Origin of the sequence: Oceanobacillus jordanicus, from assembly GCF_022095695.1 — a bacterium.
Lineage (GTDB): Bacteria > Bacillota > Bacilli > Bacillales > Amphibacillaceae > Oceanobacillus_B > Oceanobacillus_B jordanicus.
This window is the reverse complement of the sequence record NZ_JAIFZM010000004.1, coordinates 16927-40028: the sequence shown is the minus strand read 5'-3', so window position 1 is coordinate 40028 and position 23102 is coordinate 16927. Positions and strand designations below refer to the sequence as shown.

Genomic DNA, 23102 nt, shown 5'->3' with positions numbered 1-23102 from the left:
GCTTATACACAAGGAAAAGGAAAATATAGCAACAAATGTTACTAGAAATGCTGCTTCCATTCGATATTTGCAAGATCAGCGTAATCTCTAATCAGCATTGCGATTTGCTGAACAAGTGCTAAGCGGTTAGCACGGATATCTTCATCATCGGCCATAACCATGTTATGTTCAAAGAATTCATGGATAGATTCAGAAAGGGTAGAAAGAACGTCTAATGCATCTTTTGCCTCTTTCCCATCTTTTTTATCTTGATATTTCTCTTGTACTAATTGGAAGTTCTGATACAATTCTTTTTCAGAATCTGTTTCAAATAAACTTGTATCCACATTACCGTGCTTTTCTTCCTTGGTGAGATTCAAGAGTCGGACAAGCGCCTCTTGTACTGGCTTGAACGCTTCATCATTTCTAACTGCAGACAATGCTTGTGCTTTTGAAATAGTGTAAGACACATTGCCAATTTCCTCATGCAATACAGCCTGTGTTATATCTTGTTCGACTCCTACTTCTTTCAAGATAAAGCTGGCGCGAGCAGTAAAGAAAGAATGTAGTTCTTTCTGCACATTGGTTTCTTCTTTTATCTGTATACCGGATTCCTTTAGTAGCTGTACAGTGATAGTCAGCATTTCCTCAAGCGTAATATTCCATCCTCTTGCTTCAAGAATACGCATTACACCAAGAGCTTGACGCCTTAGTCCATATGGGTCCTGTGAGCCTGTTGGCGTAAGCCCTATTGCAATACAACCAACTATGGTATCTAATTTATCTGCTACACTAACCATTGCGCCAATCTCACTATCAGGTAGTGTACCATTTGCTTGGACAGGCAAGTAATGTTCTTTTATTGCACTGGCAACCTGATCTATTTCTCCAAAGTGGAGGGCATATTTTTCGCCGATAATCCCTTGAAGCTTGGTAAATTCATTTACCATGTTCGTCATAAGGTCAAATTTGCAGATTTCTGCAGCTCTTAATGCTTGCTTTGTAATTTCTTCGTTGCTGTCTAGCTGTTTGGCTAATTCACCTGTGATTCCGATAATACGTTTTGTTTTATCACCTATTGTGCCAAGTTTCTCCTGGAAAACAACCTTACCTAATTTTTCTTGGAAAAAGTCTATGGAATGCTTTTTGTCTTCATTGTAGAAGAAAGCTGCATCGGATAAACGAGCACGCAGCACTTTCTCATTTCCTTTTATTACAGTCTCTAAGCCGTTTGAATCACCATTCCGTACTCCTACGAAATGAGGCAGTAGTTCCCCTTCCATTGATTTAACCGGAAAGTATCGTTGGTGTTCCTTCATAGATGTGATGAGTACTTCAGAAGGAAGCTTTAAATACTGTTCTTCAAAAGAACCAATAAATAGTGTTGGGTACTCAACAAGGTTTCGAACCTCTGCCAGTAATTCTTTATCGACTGGTATTTGATAACCATTCTCCTCTTCAGCTGACTCTATTTCATCTAGAATCATCTTCTCCCTTGCACGTGAATCAACAATCACATAACTCTCTTCTAGTTTTCCCTTATACTCTTCTGGATTTGTTAGTGTGATTTTATCTCCTAGAAAGCGGTGGCCGTATGTGACATTACTCGTAACCACGCTTGCTACTTCAAATGGAATGACCTCACTGCCAAATAAAGCAGCAATCCATCTAATCGGCCTTGCATAACGTAATGATTGCGTTCCCCAACGCATGTTTTTACCAAATTGGATGGACTCAATAATGGATTGAAATGCCGGAAGTAGCTCATATGTTGGCTTTCCTTTAATAACTTTTGAGACATAAATATAGTTTGTTCCTTTTATTTCTTTGATATAAATATCGGAGACATCTTTCCCCTGTCCTTTAGTAAAGCCTATAGCTGCCTTAGACCAATTACCACTCTCATCTTTGGCAATTTTCTCAGCAGGTCCTTTTGCTTCTTCTTCGATCGTTTCCTGCTCTTCAGCTACACCTGTAATGTGGATTGCAAGCCTTCTAGGAGTAGAATAGCTCTTAATAGAATTAAAAGCGATCCGTTGTTCTTTAAACCAACTGGCGGCCTTCTCTTTTAGTTGGGTTTCTGCATCATCGACAAATCTGGCAGGTAGTTCTTCTAGTCCGATTTCAAGTAAGATATCCTTTGCCATTTACTTCTCCTCCTTTTGAAGCATAGGGAAACCAAGTCTTTCCCGTTCCGCTACATATGCCTTTGCAATGCTTCTAGCAAGATTACGTATCCTTCCAATATACCCCGTTCTTTCTGTCACGGAAATAACACCTTTGGCATCAAGTAAATTAAAGGTGTGTGAACACTTAAGGACATAATCATAGGAAGGAAAGACTAAACCTTTCTCCATCGTCACCTTGGCTTCTTGTTCGTACATTTCGAATAACTGAAACAGCATATCTGTGTTCGACTGCTCAAACGTATAGACAGAATGCTCGTATTCAGGCTGGAAAAAAATATCCTTTACCGTGACACCTTTAGTCCATTCAAGGTCAAAAACATTTTCTTTATCTTGGATGTATGATGCGAGGCGCTCAATGCCATAAGTAAGCTCTACTGTAACCGGACTCGCTTCTAAACCACCAATTTGTTGAAAATAAGTAAATTGTGTGATTTCCATTCCATCTAACCAAACTTCCCATCCAAGCCCCGCTGCACCCAATGTAGGATTTTCCCAATTATCTTCCACGAACCGAATGTCATGTTTTAAAGGATCAATCCCAAGCTCTTTAAGTGATTCTAGATATAGCTCCTGGATATTATCAGGTGATGGTTTCATGATCACCTGAAATTGGTGGTGCTGATAAAGGCGATTCGGGTTTTCTCCATATCTGCCATCATCTGGCCGTCTTGATGGCTCTACATATGCGACATTCCATGGTTCAGGTCCAAGGCTTCTCAATAATGTCATGGGTGACATCGTACCAGCACCTTTTTCCACATCATATGCTTGCATGATAATACAATTTTGGTCTGACCAGTGCTTTTGCAAAGTCAAAATCATTTCTTGAATATTCATTGTCACAAACCTCCGTTTTATCAATTGTCATGTCATTGCTTAATGGCTATAAATTTCCTTTCCTAACGTACAAAAAACCCGTCCCTATGTCTAATCAATAGACATAGGGACGGGTTTTAGCCGCGGTTCCACCCTATTTGCTCAAGCAAGAATGAGCCACTTTATTGGAGCTACTCTAGAGTGCCATTCCTTTATGTACTGTCATCCGGCTTGCACGATCCCGAATTCGCTGTTCACAGATTACAATAAGTACTAATCTCTATCACTGTAGCTATTATTCACATTGAAATATGTAAAAATAATACGACATTAACTCCTGTCTTGTCAAGTTGAATCCCTTATGAGAACAAGTCAATCTGAGAGAGGAATTTTCTTGATTTTAAATAAAAACCCCCATATGCATCATAGTAGCTGTTCAACAACAGTCGAAGGAGGTTTTTATTTTCCTCTTTTACCGAAATAGATCCGACCTGGTCTAAATTAACTGCTGAAAATACATACAAAAGCCGTGTAACGGAATCTGGAAGCTCTACTGCAGCGCCATCTAAATAACGACACTGTCTACAGAGAAGTCCACCTTCTTGTATGGAAAAAGCATAAGGGCTTTGCTTTTGCCCACAATTGGCACAACGGTCAACGGTTGGAGCAAAACCACCTTTTTGAAAGAGTTTCATTTCCAGCATCATTATGGGAATTATAGAATCTTCTTTTTCCGCAATCCAATGCATAGTCCGCTCGAATTCATCATATATATTGATGTCCGGACTTTTTTGGTCCATTAATTTATCCAGCAATTCTGAGATATAAGCGGCATAAGAGGTCTTTACTATATCTTCTCGTATCGCGCGCAGTGAATGAAGAACCTCTCCCTGCTGCAGGGTGCTTAACCCACTATTTAGATAAACGAAAAATTCTCCATAAATGAATGGCTGCGTAACGGCAGCCATTCGGCTTTTAGGTTTTTTAGCACCCTTTGCCAAGAGAGAGAACTTGCCTACCTTTTTACTAAAGATCGTGACTATCTTATTGGTTTCACCATAATCCGTCGTTTTAATTACGAAGCCATTTATTTTCTCTAACACAGACCTTCCCCTTTTCTAACGGAATGTGCCCAAGTTTTTTTACTAAAGCTGTGAATCCATTGAAGTTTCTTCCTGCTCCGTCTGTCCAGTAATCGTATTGTTTGGTTCATTTTCCAACTCTTTCATTAATAAATAGGTTTCAATGTTTCCCGTTTGACTAAAAACTCTCCAGGTTAAGTCTATCACAAGAAACCCCACCTTTCTTTTTAGTTTGAAAATGTAACTCATTAATTAGAATGACCACACGGGCTAAAACAATTAGTATAAAAATTTACCATGTTTAATATTCGTCACTTCTAAACCCGTATTCATGAAGCTGATTTTGTTTGTTTCTCCAGTCTATTTTTACCTTTACCCAAAGTTCGAGATAAACTTTTGATCCAAGTAAAGCTTCAATATCTTGTCTAGCATATTTCCCAATATTTTTCAGCATACTTCCCTGTTTACCAATTAGAATGCCTTTTTGTGTCTTTCTTTCTGTCACAATAGTCGCTTGAATAAACAGCGAGTTATTATCCCGTTCTTCCATGTTTTCCATGACAACAGCAATGGAATGTGGTATCTCTTCTCTTGTTAATTGCAATACTTTTTCTCGGATCAATTCCGTAATAATAAAACGCTCAGGGTGATCCGTCACTTGATCCTCGGGATAATACTGAGGACCTTCAGGCAAATTACCTTTCAAAACATCTAATAAGTGGGTCACATTATTGCCTTCCAGCGCCGAAATAGGAATGACTTCTTCAAATTCCAGTTTCCCTTTGTATTGCTCAATTAGAGGGAAAAGTTCATCAGGGTGGATCAGATCTATTTTATTTATAACAAGATAGACTGGTCGATTTACATTTTGTAGCATGTCGAGGATATATTGATCTCCTCTTCCATACCCTTCTTTTGCATTAATCATAAATAAAATGGAATCCACCTCATTAAGTGTGTTTTCCGCTGTCTTGACCATAAAATCCCCAAGGCGATGCTTTGGTTTGTGAATCCCTGGGGTATCGATAAAGACAATTTGGGCGTCATCCTGTGTGAGTACCCCTTGAATCTTATTTCTTGTGGTTTGTGCTTTGTCGCTCATAATCGCAATTTTTTGTCCAATTACTTTGTTCATAAACGTTGATTTCCCTACATTGGGTCTACCGATGATTGCTACAAATCCTGATTTGAAATTTTCCATGATGTTTCCTCCAAGACGAGATTTCTTTTTATTATCATACTACAAATACTAGCTACTTTCATATAATCGACAAAACCTTTAAAAACTTTCTATCTTCTGCAAGAATATTACACGTATTTTATTTCATCAGTTCCTATTGAAAAGCTTTTAATTATTTTTTAAATTAGAAAAATCAGGGGTTCACTCGACTTTTAGCGAATATAATCCGGATTTTGCTTCGCTACTGAGTATTAGAGTTTTCTTCAAGATAAAATATTTTTAATTACCTACGTGAAAAAAAGCCCCTCCTCGGGACTTTATATACCCACTATTTTAGGGATGAAAACAATCAGTCCTATTACTGTCGCCATAATAGCACAAAGCAGCACTGCCCCCGCAGACAGATCCTTCACTACTTTTGCTTTTGGATGAATCTCTGGATTAAGGTAGTCAAGCATTTTTTCAATTGCGCTGTTCACACATTCCGTTACTAGAACGCTACCTATCGCTACTACGATAAATAACCATTCTACCTGGCTCAGTTGCATGACCAACCCAGCCGTGATGACGAGAACAGTTGCAAGCAGGTGAATTCGGAAATTCCTTTCCGACCTCACCACACTTATAATACCGTTCCAGGCATATTTAAAGCCAATGGACTTTCGATTATCTTTCAATGCCAAATGCACCCAAGATTTCTTCTTGTCTTTTAAACATAACCACTTCGTCTTCTTTTCTTATGTGGTCATATCCTAGTAAATGAAGAAAACCATGAAGTGTGAGAAATGCTAATTCACGCTCAAGTGAATGATTATAATCCTCAGCTTGTTCTTTCGCCTTATCAACAGAGATGACGATGTCACCAAGAATAAGTGGCATCTCGTCGCCAACGATGTTTAACTCGCCTTCAACTGTTTCCTGCATCGCAAAAGAGATGACATCTGTAGGAACATCCTTTTGTCGATAATTTCTGTTCAGCTCTTGAATTTCATCGTTATCTACAAAATTAATCGACATTTCAGCCTCAGTAGAGATTTTTTCCTCTTTTGCTGCAAATGTTATAAGTTGTTGAAGCATATCAATATAGTCGCTATTCACTGTATTCGTACTGTCATGAAAATCAATATACATACTATTTTGCCTCCTTCATTGGGTATTGAATTCTTGAATGGAATATCCCCTTGAGTGTATCACATATGGTGCGTTGTACTAAATTTAAATCTTGAAGCGTTAATGGACTTTCATCCAACTGCCCATCTGTCATTCTATCTCGAATAATGGAGGCTACGATTTCCTCTATTTTTTCCTCAGTCGGTTCTTTTAAAGATCGTACAGCTGCTTCAACAGAATCACAAATACAAATAATGGCAGCTTCTTTTGTCTGTGGTTTGGGCCCGGGATAACGATAGTCTGATTCCTTCACATCTTTATTTTTATCCTTTTCTTTGTAATAAAAATATTTTAGTAGTGTTGTTCCATGATGCTGGGATGCAATATCGATGATCTCTTTTGGTATGCGATATTTTTGTAGCATTTCAGCTCCATCATAAGGATGGCTAATAATGATTTCTGCACTTTGCTTCGGACTAATCACATCATGTGGATTTTTTATGGCTAGCTGATTTTCAATAAAATAATGGGGCCTTACGGTTTTTCCCATGTCATGATAATATGCCCCGACCCTCGCTAACAAACCATTTGCTCCAATCGCTTCACATGCTGTTTCACTGAGATTAGCAACCATAATCGAATGATGGTAGGTCCCGGGTGCTTCTGTTAACAGTTTTTTTAGCAGTGGCTGATTAGGACTAGAAAGCTGCAACAATTTAATATCAGAAAGGATACCAAGGACAGTCTCAAAAAATGGTAACAACCCTATAGTTAATACTGCTGACAAGAAAGCCGCTCCGATTCCATATGCTGTTTGAATAAATATATCTCCAATAGCATATTTTTCGAAGGATAGAAATACAAATGATAGTAGCGTTACAATATTTACAATGGACATCCCTGCTCCGGCCTTCAAAATCGCCAAACGATCCTTCACATTCATTAGAAAAATGATAGCTGCTAGCTGTGATAGCAGAAAATAAATACCAGCTTCAATATTTAGTGAACCTGGGATTTGATAATTGAAAATAATACTTCCCAAAGTGGCGTATATTACACTTAAAACAATAGCTGAGCGCTCATGGATTAATTGTTTAATGAGCAGCACACCCGTCGCCACCGGAACTACAAAGAATAACTGATTACTTTGTGTCGTATATAAGCTAACAATTTTCATCAAGGAAACAACAATGACACTTATCAGCACAATGGAAGCAATTTTGCGCTTATCTGCGTGAAACTTTTTTGTAACCCAATTCATTTCATATGCCACAAAACAGGATAGTAAAATGACTAAGAAGCCTAAGCCAATGATTGGGTATATATTACGCTCATTGTTAAGCAATCCAACAAGCTTCATTTCTTCATAAACTTCATTTGTAATGGTTTGACCTTCACGTACAATAACTTCACCAGCTCGTATCATCACCGGCTCTACACTACTAGCAGCGTTTTTACGCGCTTCGCTTGTACTTTCTGCATCATAGATAGAATTTTCCACTACTGCAAAGTTTGCTAATTCTGATAATACTTTTGTAATATCTTCATTTAATGAGGAATATGCAATAATTTCCTTGGCATTTGACCTTGCACTAGCTAAGCTTTCTGTTCTTACACCCGTTTCAAAAGTAGCTTTTAGTGCTTCAAGAAGTACTTCTTTGCCTTTCTCACGCTGTGCTTGAGGCATGTTAACGAGACTTGATAATACAGAATCACTTAACTCCTCTGTAATTTCATCCGAAAGAATCTGCTTTAAACGCTGCACCTTCTCCTGACTAGTCAGCGGTACCCTTGTTGCATCTTCATTATTCTCTTCGGGATTTGGATTCTCTTCTTCAAGCTTAGAAATCGCTTCAAAAACTTCGTTCGTATAAGATAAACGCTCTTCTGTAATTTCTTCTGAGATATTGAACCTGTCTTCAACAGACTGTACGGTCTCTCTCGTTTTCCTCTGTGTTTCCTGTTCATTCTCTATGGTGATTGGAGAACGGATTGTTTCCGTAGCATTTGCAAACCGTTCTATATTGTATATCTCTGTATGTACGTTTCCCAGTGTTATGAAAAAGAAGAAAACTGCTAGCAGCATGGTCGATATTAATATAAGAAACCAGTTCTTTCTTAAACTTCGATAAACCCTCTTATTAAACCCTTTGTTCTTTTTCAATTTCTCCCCCCCACATCCATCTAAATAGAAAAACTGAAATACCCCTTTTTAGTAGTTCTGTATAGTTTGAATTTTAAAATGAATAGAGAATAAGACCCTTCTCAGGGTCTTATTTAGCTTGATTCCCTTTTTTCGTACGCATTTATAATACGTTGTACAAGGGGATGACGGACAACATCGGTTTGCTCCAGGTAGGTAAAAGAAATACCTTTTACCTGATCAAGCATCTGTGCAGCAGCCTGTAATCCGGATTTTTTCCCTTTTGGAAGATCTATCTGGGTAACATCACCGGTAATAACCATTTTTGAACCAAAACCTAATCTTGTTAAAAACATTTTCATTTGTTCAGGTGTCGTATTTTGAGCCTCATCTAAAATGACAAAAGCGTCATCCAATGTTCTCCCCCTCATATAAGCAAGAGGAGCAATTTCTATTGTTTCCCGTTCGATTAACCTTTGCGTATGTTCTGCTCCTAAAACATCGTGCAAAGCATCATACAAGGGACGAAGGTATGGATCAACTTTCTCCTTTAGGTCACCAGGTAAGAAACCTAGGCTTTCTCCTGCTTCCACAGCTGGTCGTGTTAAGATGATCTTCTTGATATTGCCATTTTTTAGAGCATGTACAGCCATTACAACCGCTAGATACGTTTTACCGGTTCCTGCTGGTCCAATTCCAAACACAAGATCATTTGCTTTAATAGAAGCAATATACTTCTTTTGACCAAGCGTTTTGACACGGATGGATTTCCCTTTAACATTTTTAGTTATCTCATCCTCAAATAACGTCTCAAACTGATCAATCTTACCTTTTTTTGCCAGGTCAACAGCATATACGACATCGCGTTCAGAAATGGTTAACCCTTTTCTAATAAGAGATAACATGGTTAAGAGTATGTTCTGAACAAGCGTAATATTGGTCTCATCTCCTGATACGCGAACGACTTCTCCCCTTGTAACAATAGAGACATTCAACTGTTCTTCCAATTGAAGAAGATATTTATCGTTTGTTCCAAACAAGGCTAACGCTTCATTTGGACTGTTGAGTTGTAAATCAATTTCCGTTAGGTTCTCTGACATAATCAATCTCCTTGGGTTAAAGGTTGGGCTTTAGCTATGTTCTCTTCAACGTTAATATATAAGTTTAATTTAACTTTACCATTCTCGATTGTTTCATGCAAAACTTTTTCGGAAACGATTACCGCATCAGGGCCAAGTTGGAGTGTCAACTCTTGTTTTGCCTGCTCTATTCCTGCTTTAACCGCTTCCTCCTGAGAACGTTCTACACTAGTATACGTTTTTTCATTCAAAGTGGTTTCAACAAATTCTACAGGCAGCTCCCATTTTAAAAATTTTATCTTGTTCTGGTTTATTTCTCTATGAATATGTTTGTAATCTGGGGTACCAAAACCCCATACTGGCAAATGAAAATTTCCAGTTTTTAAGAAGAATTTTTTTTCTTTATTCCCTGTTAAGCTCTCATAGCTTGTTTCCAATGGAGCTGTCACGTTCACTTCATACCAAGTGGTTGCAATAATCTCACCTTCAGCTGCTACTAGCTCTTTTTTTTCTTCCTTCTTTTTATCTTCTTCCTTATTATCTTCTTTAGTTGTCTCGTTTATAACACCTGAAACAAGCTTATCACCTGGTTTCACATAATCGTTAACTTGAACTTTTGCTAGCCCATTTGAGACATACATCTTCTTGATGATCCCCTTTTTGGTTGCTACTAGATCCCTCGGTCCTATAGGCTCTTCTTCTTCGACAATGATTTTCTCTACCCCTTCAAGAGAGAAGGTTGTCCCTTTTTGCTCCACACCGACCCATAATAGCTCAGGTACATCCTTAACTAATTTCTGTTGAATCTCATTCGGGGACTTTAATGAGAAAATCCAAGCCCCTGGATGTATGCCATCGCTTTGTAGTTGCTTGTTAATTTTTTCTTCAATATCTTTAGGAACCCCTGTTATTTTTACCTCCCAGATAATATTAGAAAGAAATAAAATTAGAAACATGCTAAGGATTATGCCAAGCAATAATTCCTTACGTCTAACAAATCTTCGAAATAAAAAGGGATAGCCCTTTCTATCGGTAAATTTTAATTTGTAATTGGTTTGTTTATTAAGTTTACGAATATATTTAATATCTCGTAGCTTTAAGTTGCCATCACACCTATCAGGCGCTATCTTTCTAACATTCCAAACCGTTATTCCAGCGCTTGTACAATGTTGAAAAAAAAGCTCAGGCTTTTCACCTGTGACGGATAATGTAACATAACCTGTCAGATAAGAATCCTGTACCTGTTTCATTTTTTCCCCCTCAACACACTAGTTATTCTGGTACAAACTTCACTTCCTGAATGGTGCCTTCTAATAAGATTTCTTCCGGTAGCATCATCTTTAATACAAAGGCCGATCCCGTTATTTGAATAAATCCTTTATTTATTTTTAGCTTGAGCTCTGTTTCAGAATATGTGGCCAGGCCTTTATGATTCTCAATGTAGACATGTAACTGTCCTATAATAGTGATGCGTGGAAGTTCAAGCACTATATCAGAAGGAAGCGCAAGATATTTTATTAACCATGGGCGAATGCCTTGTTGCAATTTCTTCACAGATGCAGCCCCCTCTCCTCTACATATTTATGTTTCCAATACTTTAATAAGAACTGGAAACGTAGAAAACAACCTGTCTTAACAAGCATTTACAAAATAAAAATTCCAATAAAAAAATCCAGAACAAGGAAGGATATATTCCTCATTCTGGATTATCTATTATTTTCTTTCTGACGTTACACTTCGATAAGGCTTCTTAGCTCTTGGTGGTCCAAGTATCTCAGCCATGATTACCCCATTTGCAACACCTTGCTTTGTGAGGTTGCGGTCGAACCGTTTCTTAAACTTTTTTTGTTTGGTAGATAACTGTTCTTCTTTCTTTTCTTTTCCTTCCCTCAACGAGGAGCTTCTCTGCAGATTGTCTGGAATGCTATTTGCAGAGCGTTTAGTTGTAGCATACCTATCAGCCAACTGATCAAGTTGGCGTTGATGCCTCTCCTCAACAGAAGAAGTATCTACTGTACTATGTTGAGTATTTGTGGAAGTAGATGTTCTTTGGCTCGGCATATTCGTTCTTCCCGACGGTGTTGAAGTTGGCCGGGGCTGATTGGGAGACTGTTGATCTCCCTTATTATCAGAACCATTTTTGAAAAAGCCAATAATACCGGCAACAATGGCAATTAGGATGAAAATATTGCCAAAAATCGCTTCCATTAAATTGGATATAGCATCCATTTACGAAACGCCTCCTTTAATACCAAAGCGCTTAGTTTTGATCGTTGTCATCGTGATTTTCAGACAATTTACCAAGCGAGTCACGCATGTCAGTATCTGCATCAATATTTCTATAATTCATATAATCCATTACCCCAAGATTCCCTGAACGTAATGCTTCTGCAAGAGCCAATGGAACATCTGCCTCTGCTTCTACCACTTTAGCACGCATTTCTTGTACTCTAGCAACCATTTCCTGTTCTTGAGCAACAGCCATCGCACGACGTTCTTCGGCTTTTGCTTGAGCGATGTTTTTATCAGCCTCTGCCTGATCAGTTTGCAGAATGGCTCCGATGTTTTTCCCGATATCCACGTCTGCAATATCGATCGAAAGGATTTCAAAGGCTGTACCAGCATCAAGTCCACGATTTAACACATTATGTGAGATGGAATCCGGATTTTCCAGTACTTTGGTATGAGCTTCTGAGCTACCAATTGTACTTACCACACCTTCACCAACACGGGCAATAACAGTTTCTTCGCCCGCACCACCGACCAAACGGTCAATGTTTGCTCTAACTGTAATTCTCGCTTTTGCTTTTACTTCAATACCATCCATCGCAATACCGGCAATAAATGGCGTTTCAATTACTTTAGGATTTACACTCATTTGTACAGCTTCCAGTACGTCACGCCCAGCAAGGTCAATAGCTGCTCCTCGTTCAAAAGGAAGCTCGATATTTGCTCTGTGAGCGGCAATTAGCGCATTAACTACTCTGTCCACATTACCACCAGCAAGATAATGACTCTCAAGCTGGTTCGTTGTCACATCAAGTCCGGCTTTATGTGCTTTAATCAATGGGTTAATAACACGATTTGGCACAACACGACGAAGACGCATACCAATCAATGTAAAGATGCCCACTTTCACACCGGCAGCTAGTGCGCTAATCCATAGCATCACGGGTATGAAAGTAAATAAAATTGCTACTGCAATCAATATTACCGCTATAATGATTAACGGCATTAGATCTTGTATTTCCATGTAAGTTCCTCCTGTTAATTGTTTTATTTATTAAAGTTAGATTTCTCTAACTACAATACGAGCTCCTTCTACCTTAACGATCTTCACGTTACGGTCTGTTTCAATGAAACTACCTTCTGACACTACATCGAGACGCTCATTGTCAAACACTGCTGTACCGGCAGGACGAAGTGGCGTAACCGTCTTACCTTCCAGCCCTAATAGCTCTAAGCGATTTGCTGTTGACACATATCCCAGTTCAGTAGTTGTTTGGTCTCTTAGAATGATATGGCGAAAGACCCCTTTGTCTAGACCAATTCTTCTAAATAAAATGACGGAGGCAATAACAGCGACCATAAAGGCTATTGCGATACTCATAGACATATGGCCAATGTCATACCCAGACATCAGCAGAGATCCAATGATAGCGCCAATTCCCAATAACCCAAGAATCCCCCCCGGGACAAAAAATTCTACAATTAGTAGCACAACTCCTAGTAGGAGAAGGATCATGGCTTCCATACCTGCCAAACCTGCTACAAAGTGGCCATAGAAAAATAAGATTAACGCGATAATGCCCATGGATCCTGGCACACCAAAACCTGGAGAATAAAGTTCTACAATCAAGCCGAGACTGGCTACTGATAGTAGGATCGGAATGACAATCGGATTGGTCAGAAATCTAGCTACCTCCTCAGCAATTGTTGTTTCTTTTTCAACAATAGTAGCGTCAGAAAGACCAAGCTCATTTAATAGTTCTACTCTGTCATCAACCGTACCCTCTGAATAATCAACTTCTGTTGCAATACTTGGAGTTAAGGTTAAATACTCTCCCTCTCCTGCACCGTACTCGGATAGATCAATACTTGGATCTGCCATGGCAGCTGCATATAGCGGATCTCTGCCTTTAGACTCCGCAGCACTTCGCATCGATGCAAGCCACGCAGATTGTGCTTTTTTATCTGCAGCATTTCCATCAGAAGTAATAACACCACTTGCACCCATGGTCGCTTGTGGACGCATGTATATTGTATCCGTATTTAATGCAATGTATGAGCCAGCGGACAATGCTTCATTTACTACGAATGATGTAGTTGGAATTTCCAACGCCTGTAAATGGCCTGCTATCTGTCCAGCAGAATCCACTCGACCTCCTGGTGTATTTATTTCAAAGATGATATGATCTGCACCCTGTTCAACAGCTTCATCTGTCGTTCTTTTCAAAAAAGCTTCCAGACCCCGTTCTACTTCCTTTTCAATAGGAATCACATAAACTGTTTTACCTGCCCCATTATCAGCATGAGCAATGCTTTTTATAAAAGGGCTACATAAAAATAAAACGGTAAATATTAGTACTATGTATGGTAGCAGCCTCTTTCTTGACAATATAGGATTCACCTCCTCTAAACGGTTCCTCTTTATATACGGAATAGTAAGGCGTAAAGTTTCATTTTTCTTTATACTCCTCTAAATAGTATCATACATTCGAGACTGTTTGTAAATTTTAAACAAACTTACTTAGACTATTAATAATTGATACAAGTTACAAAAATTATGGTTGAGAAGAAAAGTTCGTATATAAAAAATCCCTGCTATTGCTAGCAGGGATTTTTTATATTTAGATTAGTCCAAATGCTGTTGTACGAGTTTGTTTATCCGAGAGCCATCTGCCTTACCTTTAACCTTTGGCATGACAGCACTCATCACTTTACCCATATCTTTCTTAGATGTTGCGTTAACTTCCCGAATCGTTGACTGAACAATTACCTCAAGCTCTTCTTCTGTAAGCTGTTTCGGCATATATTCTTGCAAAATATTGATTTCAACTTCAAGTTTTTTAACAAGATCTTCGCGTCCAGCTGATTTGAATTCTTGGAGGGAATCTTTTCTTTGCTTTAACTCTCTTGAAAGGATTGTTAATTCTTCATCCTCACTAATTGAGTCTTTACCAAGCTTAATTGATTCATTTTGCAATGAAGATTTAACCATACGGATAACGCTTAGTTTTTCTTTATCCTTCTGCTTCATTGCCTGCTTCATATCTTGATTCAGCTGTTCAAGTAATCCCATGCTCTTGCACCCACTTTAGAATTTACGCTTTCTAGCAGCTTCAGATTTCTTCTTACGCTTAACACTAGGTTTTTCATAATGTTCACGCTTGCGATATTCCTGCAGTGTACCACTTTTTGACACACTACGCTTGAAGCGACGAAGAGCATCCTCAAGAGACTCGTTTTTACGAACGCGAGTTGTATTTGACATGCTAATTTCCCTCCCTCCGAAGCACAAAAAAGAATTGTACCGGCATATGTAATCTGCTATCACATGCCTTGTTAAAGTATAATATATTCCTAGTTATTGGTCAACAAATTATTTACATTCTGTTAAAGTTTTGCATAAAAACTTTAATAATCGGAAGCTCCAGTATTGCCGTTAATGATATCAATCCCAGCGCTTGCGCCTATTCTAGTTGCACCAGCATCTATCATCGCCTCTGTGGAAGCTAGGTCTCTAACACCACCGGAAGCTTTCACACCCATATCTGGGCCAACCGTTTCGCGCATAAGTTTAATATCCTCTACTGATGCTCCACCCCCAGAAAAACCAGTGGATGTTTTAACAAAATCAGCTCCGGCCTGTTTTGCAAGCTTACATGCACGTACTTTTTCTTCGTCGGTTAGCAATGATGTTTCAATAATAACCTTCGTTAACGCTTGTCCTTTAGCTTCTTCAACAACTGCTTGAATATCTGCTTTTACCAGGTCATCATGTTTAGCTTTTAGTTCACCAACATTGATTACCATATCTACCTCTGTAGCCCCATCGCTAACAGCTTGTTTTGTTTCAAATACTTTTGTCTGTGTGGAATTAGCACCAAGTGGGAAGCCAATTACAGTACAAACCTTTACATCCGTGTCTTTTAAATGTTTATAACAAAGCGGAACCCAATATGGGTTTACGCAAACAGATGCAAAGTGGTATTCTTTTGCTTCTTCCACAATTTTTTCAATTTGTTCTTGTGTTGTAGCGGGTTTTAATAGGGTATGATCTATATAGCTTGCTAAATTTTTACTCATCGTGTCATCCTTCCTCTTTTGCAGCACGTGCTTTTCTTCCATAATATCATGTAGCATAGTAGAAATCTAATTTTATGAAAAACAACGAATAAGAAAAACCGGTCCGCAGACCGGTTTTTTATTTCGCTGCTACTGCTGGAGCATCTTCCATCACCCTAACAAATGTTCCCTCGTTATATGGGTAGCCGGCCTGGTTAATTTTTACTCGAACAAGCTTTCCTATCATATCGTGTGTTCCTTCAAAACGTACTTTAAGATAATTGTCAGTATAACCTACAAGCATTTCCGGATTGTTTTCATCATGGACTCGCTCTTCCGGTATTACTTCAAGTACCTGATTCTCAAATTCTGAAGCATATTCTTTTGCAAGTTGATCAGATAGCTCAATAAGTTTGTGGACACGGTCATTTTTAACATCCTCTTCCACTTGGTTGTCCATTCTTGCGGCAGGTGTCCCCGTTCTTCTGGAAAAAGGAAATACGTGTAACTCAGAATATCCAATTTCTTTAATAAACGCATAGGTCTCTTGGAACTCTTCATCCGTTTCACCTGGGAACCCAACAATAACATCTGATGTAATTGCAAGTCCTGGCAAGGCTTTACGTATTTTCATAACCTTCTCTTTATAAAAATCGCTAGAATATTTCCGACGCATTCTGGCAAGAACAGTATCTGAGCCTGATTGTAAGGGAATATGCAAATGGCGAACAATTTTTTCGGATTGATCTAACACTTCAATTACTTCGTCTGTAATTTGACTGGCTTCAATTGAAGAAATGCGGATACGCTTTAACCCTTCCACTTTTGTTTCCAGATCCTTAAGCAACATTGCAAAGTTATAATCTTTACGGTCTTCCCCATACCCTGCTGTGTGAATTCCTGTTAGTACAATTTCTTTGTAACCAGCGTCCACTAAGTTCTGTGCCTGTTTAATTACACTTTCAGGATCTCTTGAACGAAGTAAGCCTCGAGACCAAGGAATAATACAGAAGGTACAGAAATTATTACAGCCCTCTTGAATCTTCAGTGAGGCACGTGTTCTATCAGTGAATTCAGGAACATCCATTTCTTCAAACACACGGTTTTTCATTATGTTGGTTACACCATTAATTGGTTCACGAGTCTGTTTATGTTCTTCAATGTATTTAATCATGTTCTTACGGTCCTGTGTGCCGACAACAACATCGACTCCAGGTATTTCCATGATTTCACCAGGGGAAGTTTGCGCATAACAACCTGTTACACAAACAATGGCTTCCGGATTTTTCCGAATTGCACGTCTGATTACCTGTCTGCTTTTTTTGTCTCCTGTATTGGTTACAGTACAAGTATTAATTACATAAACATCAGAGTCATGGTCGAAATCCACTCGCTCATAGCCGTTATCCATGAACATTCGCCAAATCCCCTCTGTTTCATAATGATTCACTTTACACCCTAATGTATGAAATGCTACTGTTGGCATTCATTCCACCTCAATTCTTCAAAATGATAAGAAACACTCGCAAGCATATACAGGGCAGCTGTTTCAGTACGTAAAATACGTGGCCCTAAACGAACGGGACTAAATTCACTTTCTTTTAACTGTGCTGCTTCATCTTCCGAAATACCGCCTTCAGGACCAATGAGCACTAACAATTTTTGTCCTTCTTTCATCCCCTGCAAAATCGTACTAAACGATTGATAGTTGGTTGTTTTTGCTTCTTCTTCATAGGCAAAAATTTTCACATCATATTGGTTACTTTCGTCGATTAACTCTGATAATGACATAATTGTTTTTATCTGTGGAATAAGGTTTCGATGGCTTTGCTCGCTTGCTTCTTTCGCTATTTTTTCAAATCGCACTTTTTTCTTGTGGCGTTTTTTATCGTCCCACTTTACTACAGAACGCTTAGCCTGAACAGGTATAAAAGCTTTGGCACCTAGCTCGGTTCCCTTTTGAATGATAAGGTCTAATTTATCCCCTTTGGGTAAGCCTTGCGCAATGGTAACATCAACTGGTAGTTCAACAGAATTGTCTAGCCACTCTATCACGGTAGCATGAACTGCGTCTGACTCAATAGAAGCTATAATGCAGCGTGCGGCATGCCCAGCTGGGTGGCTGCAAATTATTTCATCTTCTGCTTTTAGTCGAACAACACGGTTAATATGATGGACATCATCACCGGAAACCGTCACGGATTCGGCTTGCCAATTTTCCTCAGGTACAAAGTATTGTTGCACGCCTCACACACCTACCTCCATATTACTTAATATCTACTTATATTTGACGACTCCATGCGGCGCTCTATGCTTTTCTTGCTACAATGGAGACCCAGTCTTCTAGCTCATTGACTTGGATAATCGTGAAGCCTTGTTCCTCTAATTTATCTTTTACAAGCTGTTTTTTATTTTGAATTATTCCTGAAGTAATAAAGTAGCCACCTGACTTCAAGTTTCTCCACGCGTCATCAACAAAGCGTACAATGATTTCAGCGAGTATATTCGATACAATGACGTCAGCCTGGTCGTTCACATGGTCAAGAAGATTATTTTGCTTTGTATGTATCTTCTCACCTAATTTGTTTAGCTTGGCATTTAATCGTGTACTCGTCACAGCTACGTCATCTAAATCAAAGGCATCTACTTTTTCTGCTCCTAACAAAGCAGCTGCAATACTCAACACACCTGAACCTGAACCGACGTCGATTACGTCATCTCCTACTGCCAAAAATTGCTCTAAGGCTTGGATACTTAAAACCGTAGTTGGGTGGGTACCTGTACCAAATGCCATACCTGGATCTAACTCAATGATAATCTCATCACTTGTTACGGGCTCATACTCTTCCCAAGTTGGTGTAATCGTAATTCTTTTTGAGATCTTAACAGGCTTGTAATACTTTTTCCAAGCAGTAGCCCACTCTTCCTCATTTACTTCACTTAGAGAGATTTGGTTCTTTCCGAGGTCAATATCATAAAGCATTAATTCATTAATCGCCTGTTTAATCTCTTCAACTGTCTCTCCAAAAAAGCTATTAACTGGAAGGTATGCCTTAATATAGACTCCTTCCTCAGGATATTCAGAAGGGTCAAGTTCAAATACTTCACCAAATGGAGTCGCATGTGCTTTCACTAAGTCCATTGGATCTTCAATCACCAGGCCACTTGCCCCTGTTTCATGAAGAATGTTAGATATTGGCTCAATTGCTTCATTTGTTGTATGAATACAGACCTCTGACCATTTCATTACCGCTCACCCATTTCTCTTGAGAAATTAAGAAACTATTTATCTAAAGCACCAGCTTTCAATCTTTCCTATTCTCATAATATGTACACGGTGCTTAACGCACCGCTTATTCACTTTTAAAAGCTTTTTTAAATCGCTGGAACAGAGAACTCTCCTGCTCATCTGTAGCTTCATTCCCAGCTATATCATTAAATTCCCTTAATAATTCTTTTTGTTTCTCAGTTAACTTGGTAGGTGTAACTATTTTGACTTTAATATGTTGGTCACCTTGTCCATAACCACGAACATTGGGTGCCCCTTTCCCTTTCATACGGAAAGTTTTGCCTGTTTGGGTTCCGGCTGGTATTTTAAGCATTACATTTCCATGAACCGTCGGAACTTCTACTTCATCACCAAGTGCAGCCTGTGCAAAGGTTAGTGGCAGTTCACAGAAAATATGATCTCCTTCACGTTCAAAGAATTCATCTCTTCTCACCTGAACCACAACATATAAATCGCCTGGAGGTCCTCCGTTTACGCCTGCTTCACCCTTACCAGAAACTCGAATTTGCTGACCTTCATCTATTCCGGCTGGTATTGTAATATGGATTTTCTTATGCTTCTTGACTTTTCCATTTCCTCCACAAGTATTACACTTTTCAGGAATTATTTTACCGGTACCGCTACAGTAATTACAAACTCGTTTGTTTACAACCCTACCGAAAGGAGTGTTCTGTTCCATATTTAACTGTCCAGAACCGTTACAGTGCGAACATGTTTTTGTTTTAGTCCCAGGTTTAGCTCCAGACCCATCACATGTATCACAGTTTTCTTCTTTAGGAATTGTAATATCTGTTTCCTTGCCAAATATGGCCTCTTTAAAATCGAGAACCATAGTATATTGTAAATCAGCGCCTTGTTGCGGTGCATTGGGGTCTCTTCGTCTACCCCCGCCGCCGAAGAACATATCAAAGATATCTCCGAAACCACCGAAGTCTTGAGCTCCGCCGCCAAATCCACCGAATCCCTGTCCTTGAGGATCTGCATGACCAAATTGATCATATTGAGCACGTTTCTGCTCGTTACTAAGCACCTCATAAGCTTCTTTTGCTTCTTTAAATTTTTCTGATGCATCTGCTTCTTTATTCACGTCTGGATGATATTTTCTTGCCAATTTACGATAAGCTTTCTTTATTTCTTCTTTTGGAGCCTCTTTACTTACCCCAAGAACGTCATAATAATCTCGCTTACTCAACTCCATCACTCTCCCGACACACACTATTGCATAAATTTTATCATATCATCAAGTTAACTCGCATGGCAAATCGGTTTTAGCTTTCTGTAAAAACCACAACCACTCAACAAAATGAATTTGAACACTTGAAACAACAAAATCCTATATAGGTGATTTTTTTACTTTCACAATGTGTAAAAAAGTCAAAGCCAAGAGAATCCTGACTTTGACTTTGGATTACAGGGTAAGATCTCTCCCACTATATTTATATTATAGCGAGATATCCTGCATTATTTATTTTCTTTACCTTCTTCGTCATCTACTTCTTGATAGTCAGCATCGACTACATCATCGCCACTGTTTTCTTGGCCTTCTTGACCTTGTTGAGCTTCTGCATCTTTTTGCATTTGTTCATACATCTTAACAGACAGCTGTTGAACTTGTTCTTGCAATGCATCTTTTTTCTCTTTAATTTGATCAAGGTCATCAGACTCGATTGCAGATTTTAATTCTTCTTTTGCAGCTTCTGCTTTTTGTTTTTCTTCGTCAGATACATTGTCTCCAAGATCTTTAATAGTCTTATCAGTAGTAAAGACAAGCTGATCTGCTTCATTGCGCAGTTCTACTTCTTCACGACGCTTTTTATCTGCATCAGCATTTTCTTCTGCTTCTTGAACCATTTTTTCTACTTCCTCGTCAGATAGACCAGAAGAAGATTTAATGGTAATAGATTGCTCTTTGTTCGTACCCATGTCTTTAGCACGTACATTTACGATACCATTAGCATCAATATCAAAGGATACTTCGATTTGAGGTACTCCTCTTGGTGCTGGCGGGATATCTGTTAGTTGGAAACGGCCAAGTGTTTTGTTATCTGCAGCCATTTCACGTTCACCTTGCATAACATGAATATCAACAGCTGTTTGGTTGTCAGCAGCAGTTGAGAATACCTGTGAATGACTAGTTGGAATGGTTGTATTACGCTCGATTAATTTAGTAAAGACAGATCCCATTGTTTCAATACCAAGAGATAGTGGTGTTACATCAAGTAAAACAACATCTTTCACATCACCTTGAAGCACTCCACCTTGAATTGCTGCACCTAGTGCTACAACCTCATCAGGGTTAACACCTTTTGAAGGATCCTGCCCGATTTCTCGTTTAATTGCTTCTTGTACCGCTGGGATACGTGTGGAACCACCAACAAGAATAACTTTATCAATATCATTTGAAGAAAGATCTGCATCTCGCAATGCTTTTCTTGTTGGAACCATTGTACGTTCAACTAATTCTGAAGAAAGCTCTTCAAATTTAGCACGCGTCATGTTCATTTCTAAATGAAGTGGTCCTGCTTCACCAGCTGTAATAAATGGTAGTGAAATTTGTGTTTGAGATACACCAGAAAGATCTTTTTTCGCTTTTTCAGCTGCATCTTTAAGACGTTGTGTCGCCATTTTATCTTTAGAAAGATCGATGCCGTTTTCTTTTTTGAATTCTTGAACCATGTAATCAATAATTACATTATCAAAGTCATCCCCACCAAGTCTGTTATCACCTGCTGTTGAAACAACCTCAAATGTACCATCACCAATATCAAGAATGGATACGTCAAACGTACCGCCACCAAGGTCATAAACTAGGATAGTTTGATCTTGATCTTCTTTATCAATACCATATGCAAGTGCTGCCGCAGTTGGTTCATTGATAATACGCTCTACTTCTAATCCAGCAATCTTACCAGCATCTTTTGTTGCTTGACGCTCTGCGTCATTAAAGTAAGCAGGTACAGTAATTACAGCTTTTTCTACCTTTTCACCAATATAATCTTCTGCATAGGATTTAATATGTTGAAGAATAATCGCTGATACTTCCTGTGGTGTATACTCTTTGTCTTCAATTTTAACTTTATAATCTGTTCCCATATGACGCTTAACAGATTGAATCGTATTAGGGTTAGTAATTGCTTGACGTTTCGCAACCTCCCCTACTTGACGTTCACCATTTTTAAAAGCTACAACAGATGGTGTAGTACGGTTGCCTTCCGGGTTAGGGATAACAACTGCTTCTCCACCTTCCATTACAGACACACATGAGTTAGTAGTACCTAAGTCAATTCCAATAATTTTACTCATCTTCCATTTCCTCCTTAACTGCGCTTCTCTTTATTTATTCACTTTAACCATTGCTGGTCGAATAACACGATCTTTAAGCATATAACCTTTTTGCAGCTCTTCTACTACGGTGTTCGCTTCTAATTCAGCATCTTCAATTTGCATTACAGCGTGATGAAGATTAGGATCGAATTCCTTGCCAGTGGTTTCAATTTCTTCCACACCAGCTGACTTCAATGCATCCTTAAGTTGACGGTAAACCATTGTAATTCCCTCAACCAGCCCCGCATTTTCCTCAGAACTTTCTACCTGAAGGGCTCTTTCAAAGTTATCAACCGCAGGTAACAAATCATTTACCAAGTCTTGTGATTTGTACTTGCGATCAGCTTCTTTTTGTTTTTGTGTTCTTTTCTTAAAATTATCGAATTCAGCCTGCAATCGCAAAAAGCGTCCGTATACTTCATCTTTTTCTTGCTTTAGTTTGTCCACTTCTTGTTGTAAGGGGTCCGGACTCTCTCCTGCGTTTCCAGCTTCTTCCATGATGCTTTCTTCTGAATCAATCACTTCTATATGTTCTGATTCATTATTTTCTGTTTCATTTTCATTTATAACGTTTTTATCTTCGTTTTCCACTATGTGCCACCTCCTATTAAATCATCCTGTTA

23 protein-coding genes are annotated in these 23102 nt (G+C 38.8%); all 23 read right to left on the bottom strand.

Translation table 11 applies throughout. The features are described 5' to 3' along the window. Positions 1 to 41: 41 nt before the first annotated feature. The 23 genes from glyS to grpE all read right to left on the bottom strand — a co-directional run bounded on the left by glyS (position 42) and on the right by grpE (position 23070). Positions 42 to 2126 carry a glycine--tRNA ligase subunit beta gene (gene glyS / locus K3T81_RS05910; RefSeq protein ID WP_238018830.1) on the bottom strand — a complete coding sequence of 695 codons (2085 nt, stop codon included), beginning with the start codon at positions 2124 to 2126 and terminating at the stop codon, positions 42 to 44. After that, a complete protein-coding gene (gene glyQ / locus K3T81_RS05905) occupies positions 2127 to 3005 on the bottom strand; it encodes a glycine--tRNA ligase subunit alpha (protein WP_238018828.1) in 879 nt (292 codons plus the stop codon). Between the two features lie 338 nt (positions 3006 to 3343). After that, entirely contained in the window at positions 3344 to 4087 is a 744-nt protein-coding gene (gene recO, locus K3T81_RS05900) for a DNA repair protein RecO (RefSeq protein WP_238018826.1), read from the bottom strand. A 42-nt stretch (positions 4088 to 4129) separates the two neighbouring features. Continuing rightward, positions 4130 to 4273, bottom strand: a complete 144-nt coding sequence (locus K3T81_RS05895) for a YqzL family protein (RefSeq protein ID WP_081779328.1) — start codon at positions 4271 to 4273, stop codon at positions 4130 to 4132. Positions 4274 to 4367: 94 nt separating this feature from the next. Continuing rightward, positions 4368 to 5270 carry a GTPase Era gene (gene era, locus K3T81_RS05890; RefSeq protein WP_420830798.1) on the bottom strand — a complete coding sequence of 301 codons (903 nt, stop codon included), beginning with the start codon at positions 5268 to 5270 and terminating at the stop codon, positions 4368 to 4370. Positions 5271 to 5563: 293 nt separating this feature from the next. Further along, positions 5564 to 5923: a diacylglycerol kinase family protein gene (locus K3T81_RS05885; protein ID WP_238018822.1), complete on the bottom strand. Its 360-nt coding sequence runs from the start codon at positions 5921 to 5923 to the stop codon at positions 5564 to 5566. Beyond that, positions 5913 to 6377: an rRNA maturation RNase YbeY gene (gene ybeY / locus K3T81_RS05880; protein WP_106896961.1), complete on the bottom strand. Its 465-nt coding sequence runs from the start codon at positions 6375 to 6377 to the stop codon at positions 5913 to 5915. The genes K3T81_RS05885 and ybeY overlap by 11 nt, the downstream gene beginning before the upstream one ends. 1 nt (position 6378) lies before the next feature. Next, positions 6379 to 8442: an HD family phosphohydrolase gene (locus K3T81_RS05875; protein ID WP_238019037.1), complete on the bottom strand. Its 2064-nt coding sequence runs from the start codon at positions 8440 to 8442 to the stop codon at positions 6379 to 6381. A 191-nt stretch (positions 8443 to 8633) separates the two neighbouring features. After that, positions 8634 to 9599, bottom strand: a complete 966-nt coding sequence (locus tag K3T81_RS05870) for a PhoH family protein (RefSeq protein WP_106896962.1) — start codon at positions 9597 to 9599, stop codon at positions 8634 to 8636. Between the two features lie 2 nt (positions 9600 to 9601). Then, positions 9602 to 10828, bottom strand: coding sequence for a sporulation protein YqfD (gene yqfD, locus K3T81_RS05865; RefSeq protein ID WP_238018821.1), 1227 nt, complete (start codon positions 10826 to 10828; stop codon positions 9602 to 9604). Positions 10829 to 10850: 22 nt separating this feature from the next. After that, positions 10851 to 11132: a sporulation protein YqfC gene (gene yqfC / locus K3T81_RS05860; protein WP_106896964.1), complete on the bottom strand. Its 282-nt coding sequence runs from the start codon at positions 11130 to 11132 to the stop codon at positions 10851 to 10853. A 159-nt stretch (positions 11133 to 11291) separates the two neighbouring features. Further along, complete coding sequence (locus K3T81_RS05855) at positions 11292 to 11807, bottom strand: hypothetical protein (RefSeq protein ID WP_106896965.1); 516 nt, start codon at positions 11805 to 11807, stop codon at positions 11292 to 11294. A 31-nt stretch (positions 11808 to 11838) separates the two neighbouring features. After that, positions 11839 to 12831: a flotillin-like protein FloA gene (floA, locus tag K3T81_RS05850; protein ID WP_106896966.1), complete on the bottom strand. Its 993-nt coding sequence runs from the start codon at positions 12829 to 12831 to the stop codon at positions 11839 to 11841. A gap of 36 nt (positions 12832 to 12867) precedes the next feature. Continuing rightward, on the bottom strand, positions 12868 to 14196 hold the full coding sequence (locus tag K3T81_RS05845; RefSeq protein WP_238018820.1) for an NfeD family protein: 1329 nt from the start codon (positions 14194 to 14196) through the stop codon (positions 12868 to 12870). 237 nt (positions 14197 to 14433) lie between these two features. Next, positions 14434 to 14880 (bottom strand): GatB/YqeY domain-containing protein, encoded by a 447-nt coding sequence (locus K3T81_RS05840; protein ID WP_036572509.1) that lies wholly within the window; start codon positions 14878 to 14880, stop codon positions 14434 to 14436. A 15-nt stretch (positions 14881 to 14895) separates the two neighbouring features. Beyond that, on the bottom strand, positions 14896 to 15072 hold the full coding sequence (gene rpsU / locus K3T81_RS05835) for a 30S ribosomal protein S21 (RefSeq protein WP_010650937.1): 177 nt from the start codon (positions 15070 to 15072) through the stop codon (positions 14896 to 14898). Positions 15073 to 15215: 143 nt separating this feature from the next. Continuing rightward, the gene (gene deoC, locus K3T81_RS05830; RefSeq protein ID WP_106896967.1) at positions 15216 to 15887 is read right to left on the bottom strand and encodes a deoxyribose-phosphate aldolase; all 672 of its coding nucleotides are present in this window, start codon (positions 15885 to 15887) and stop codon (positions 15216 to 15218) included. A 118-nt stretch (positions 15888 to 16005) separates the two neighbouring features. Beyond that, entirely contained in the window at positions 16006 to 17352 is a 1347-nt protein-coding gene (mtaB, locus tag K3T81_RS05825) for a tRNA (N(6)-L-threonylcarbamoyladenosine(37)-C(2))-methylthiotransferase MtaB (protein WP_106896968.1), read from the bottom strand. Then, positions 17340 to 18110, bottom strand: a complete 771-nt coding sequence (locus tag K3T81_RS05820) for a 16S rRNA (uracil(1498)-N(3))-methyltransferase (protein ID WP_238018819.1) — start codon at positions 18108 to 18110, stop codon at positions 17340 to 17342. The genes mtaB and K3T81_RS05820 overlap by 13 nt, the downstream gene beginning before the upstream one ends. A gap of 64 nt (positions 18111 to 18174) precedes the next feature. After that, complete coding sequence (gene prmA, locus K3T81_RS05815) at positions 18175 to 19113, bottom strand: 50S ribosomal protein L11 methyltransferase (protein ID WP_238018818.1); 939 nt, start codon at positions 19111 to 19113, stop codon at positions 18175 to 18177. Positions 19114 to 19219: 106 nt separating this feature from the next. Beyond that, positions 19220 to 20347, bottom strand: a complete 1128-nt coding sequence (dnaJ, locus tag K3T81_RS05810; RefSeq protein ID WP_238018817.1) for a molecular chaperone DnaJ — start codon at positions 20345 to 20347, stop codon at positions 19220 to 19222. A 269-nt stretch (positions 20348 to 20616) separates the two neighbouring features. After that, positions 20617 to 22458: a molecular chaperone DnaK gene (gene dnaK / locus K3T81_RS05805; RefSeq protein WP_238018815.1), complete on the bottom strand. Its 1842-nt coding sequence runs from the start codon at positions 22456 to 22458 to the stop codon at positions 20617 to 20619. A 30-nt stretch (positions 22459 to 22488) separates the two neighbouring features. Next, positions 22489 to 23070 (bottom strand): nucleotide exchange factor GrpE, encoded by a 582-nt coding sequence (gene grpE / locus K3T81_RS05800; RefSeq protein ID WP_106896973.1) that lies wholly within the window; start codon positions 23068 to 23070, stop codon positions 22489 to 22491. Between the last annotated feature and the right edge of the window lie 32 nt (positions 23071 to 23102).

Coding starts and splice junctions, on each gene's coding strand:
- glyS (WP_238018830.1), bottom strand. CDS start 2,126: ATGGCAAAGGATATCTTACTTGAAATCGGACTAGAAGAACTACCTGCC.
- glyQ (WP_238018828.1), bottom strand. CDS start 3,005: ATGAATATTCAAGAAATGATTTTGACTTTGCAAAAGCACTGGTCAGAC.
- ybeY (WP_106896961.1), bottom strand. CDS start 6,377: ATGTATATTGATTTTCATGACAGTACGAATACAGTGAATAGCGACTAT.
- K3T81_RS05875 (WP_238019037.1), bottom strand. CDS start 8,442: ATGCTGCTAGCAGTTTTCTTCTTTTTCATAACACTGGGAAACGTACAT.
- K3T81_RS05870 (WP_106896962.1), bottom strand. CDS start 9,599: ATGTCAGAGAACCTAACGGAAATTGATTTACAACTCAACAGTCCAAAT.
- yqfD (WP_238018821.1), bottom strand. CDS start 10,828: ATGAAACAGGTACAGGATTCTTATCTGACAGGTTATGTTACATTATCC.
- K3T81_RS05855 (WP_106896965.1), bottom strand. CDS start 11,807: ATGGATGCTATATCCAATTTAATGGAAGCGATTTTTGGCAATATTTTC.
- floA (WP_106896966.1), bottom strand. CDS start 12,831: ATGGAAATACAAGATCTAATGCCGTTAATCATTATAGCGGTAATATTG.
- K3T81_RS05840 (WP_036572509.1), bottom strand. CDS start 14,880: ATGGGATTACTTGAACAGCTGAATCAAGATATGAAGCAGGCAATGAAG.
- rpsU (WP_010650937.1), bottom strand. CDS start 15,072: ATGTCAAATACAACTCGCGTTCGTAAAAACGAGTCTCTTGAGGATGCT.
- deoC (WP_106896967.1), bottom strand. CDS start 15,887: ATGAGTAAAAATTTAGCAAGCTATATAGATCATACCCTATTAAAACCC.
- mtaB (WP_106896968.1), bottom strand. CDS start 17,352: ATGCCAACAGTAGCATTTCATACATTAGGGTGTAAAGTGAATCATTAT.
- prmA (WP_238018818.1), bottom strand. CDS start 19,113: ATGAAATGGTCAGAGGTCTGTATTCATACAACAAATGAAGCAATTGAG.
- dnaK (WP_238018815.1), bottom strand. CDS start 22,458: ATGAGTAAAATTATTGGAATTGACTTAGGTACTACTAACTCATGTGTG.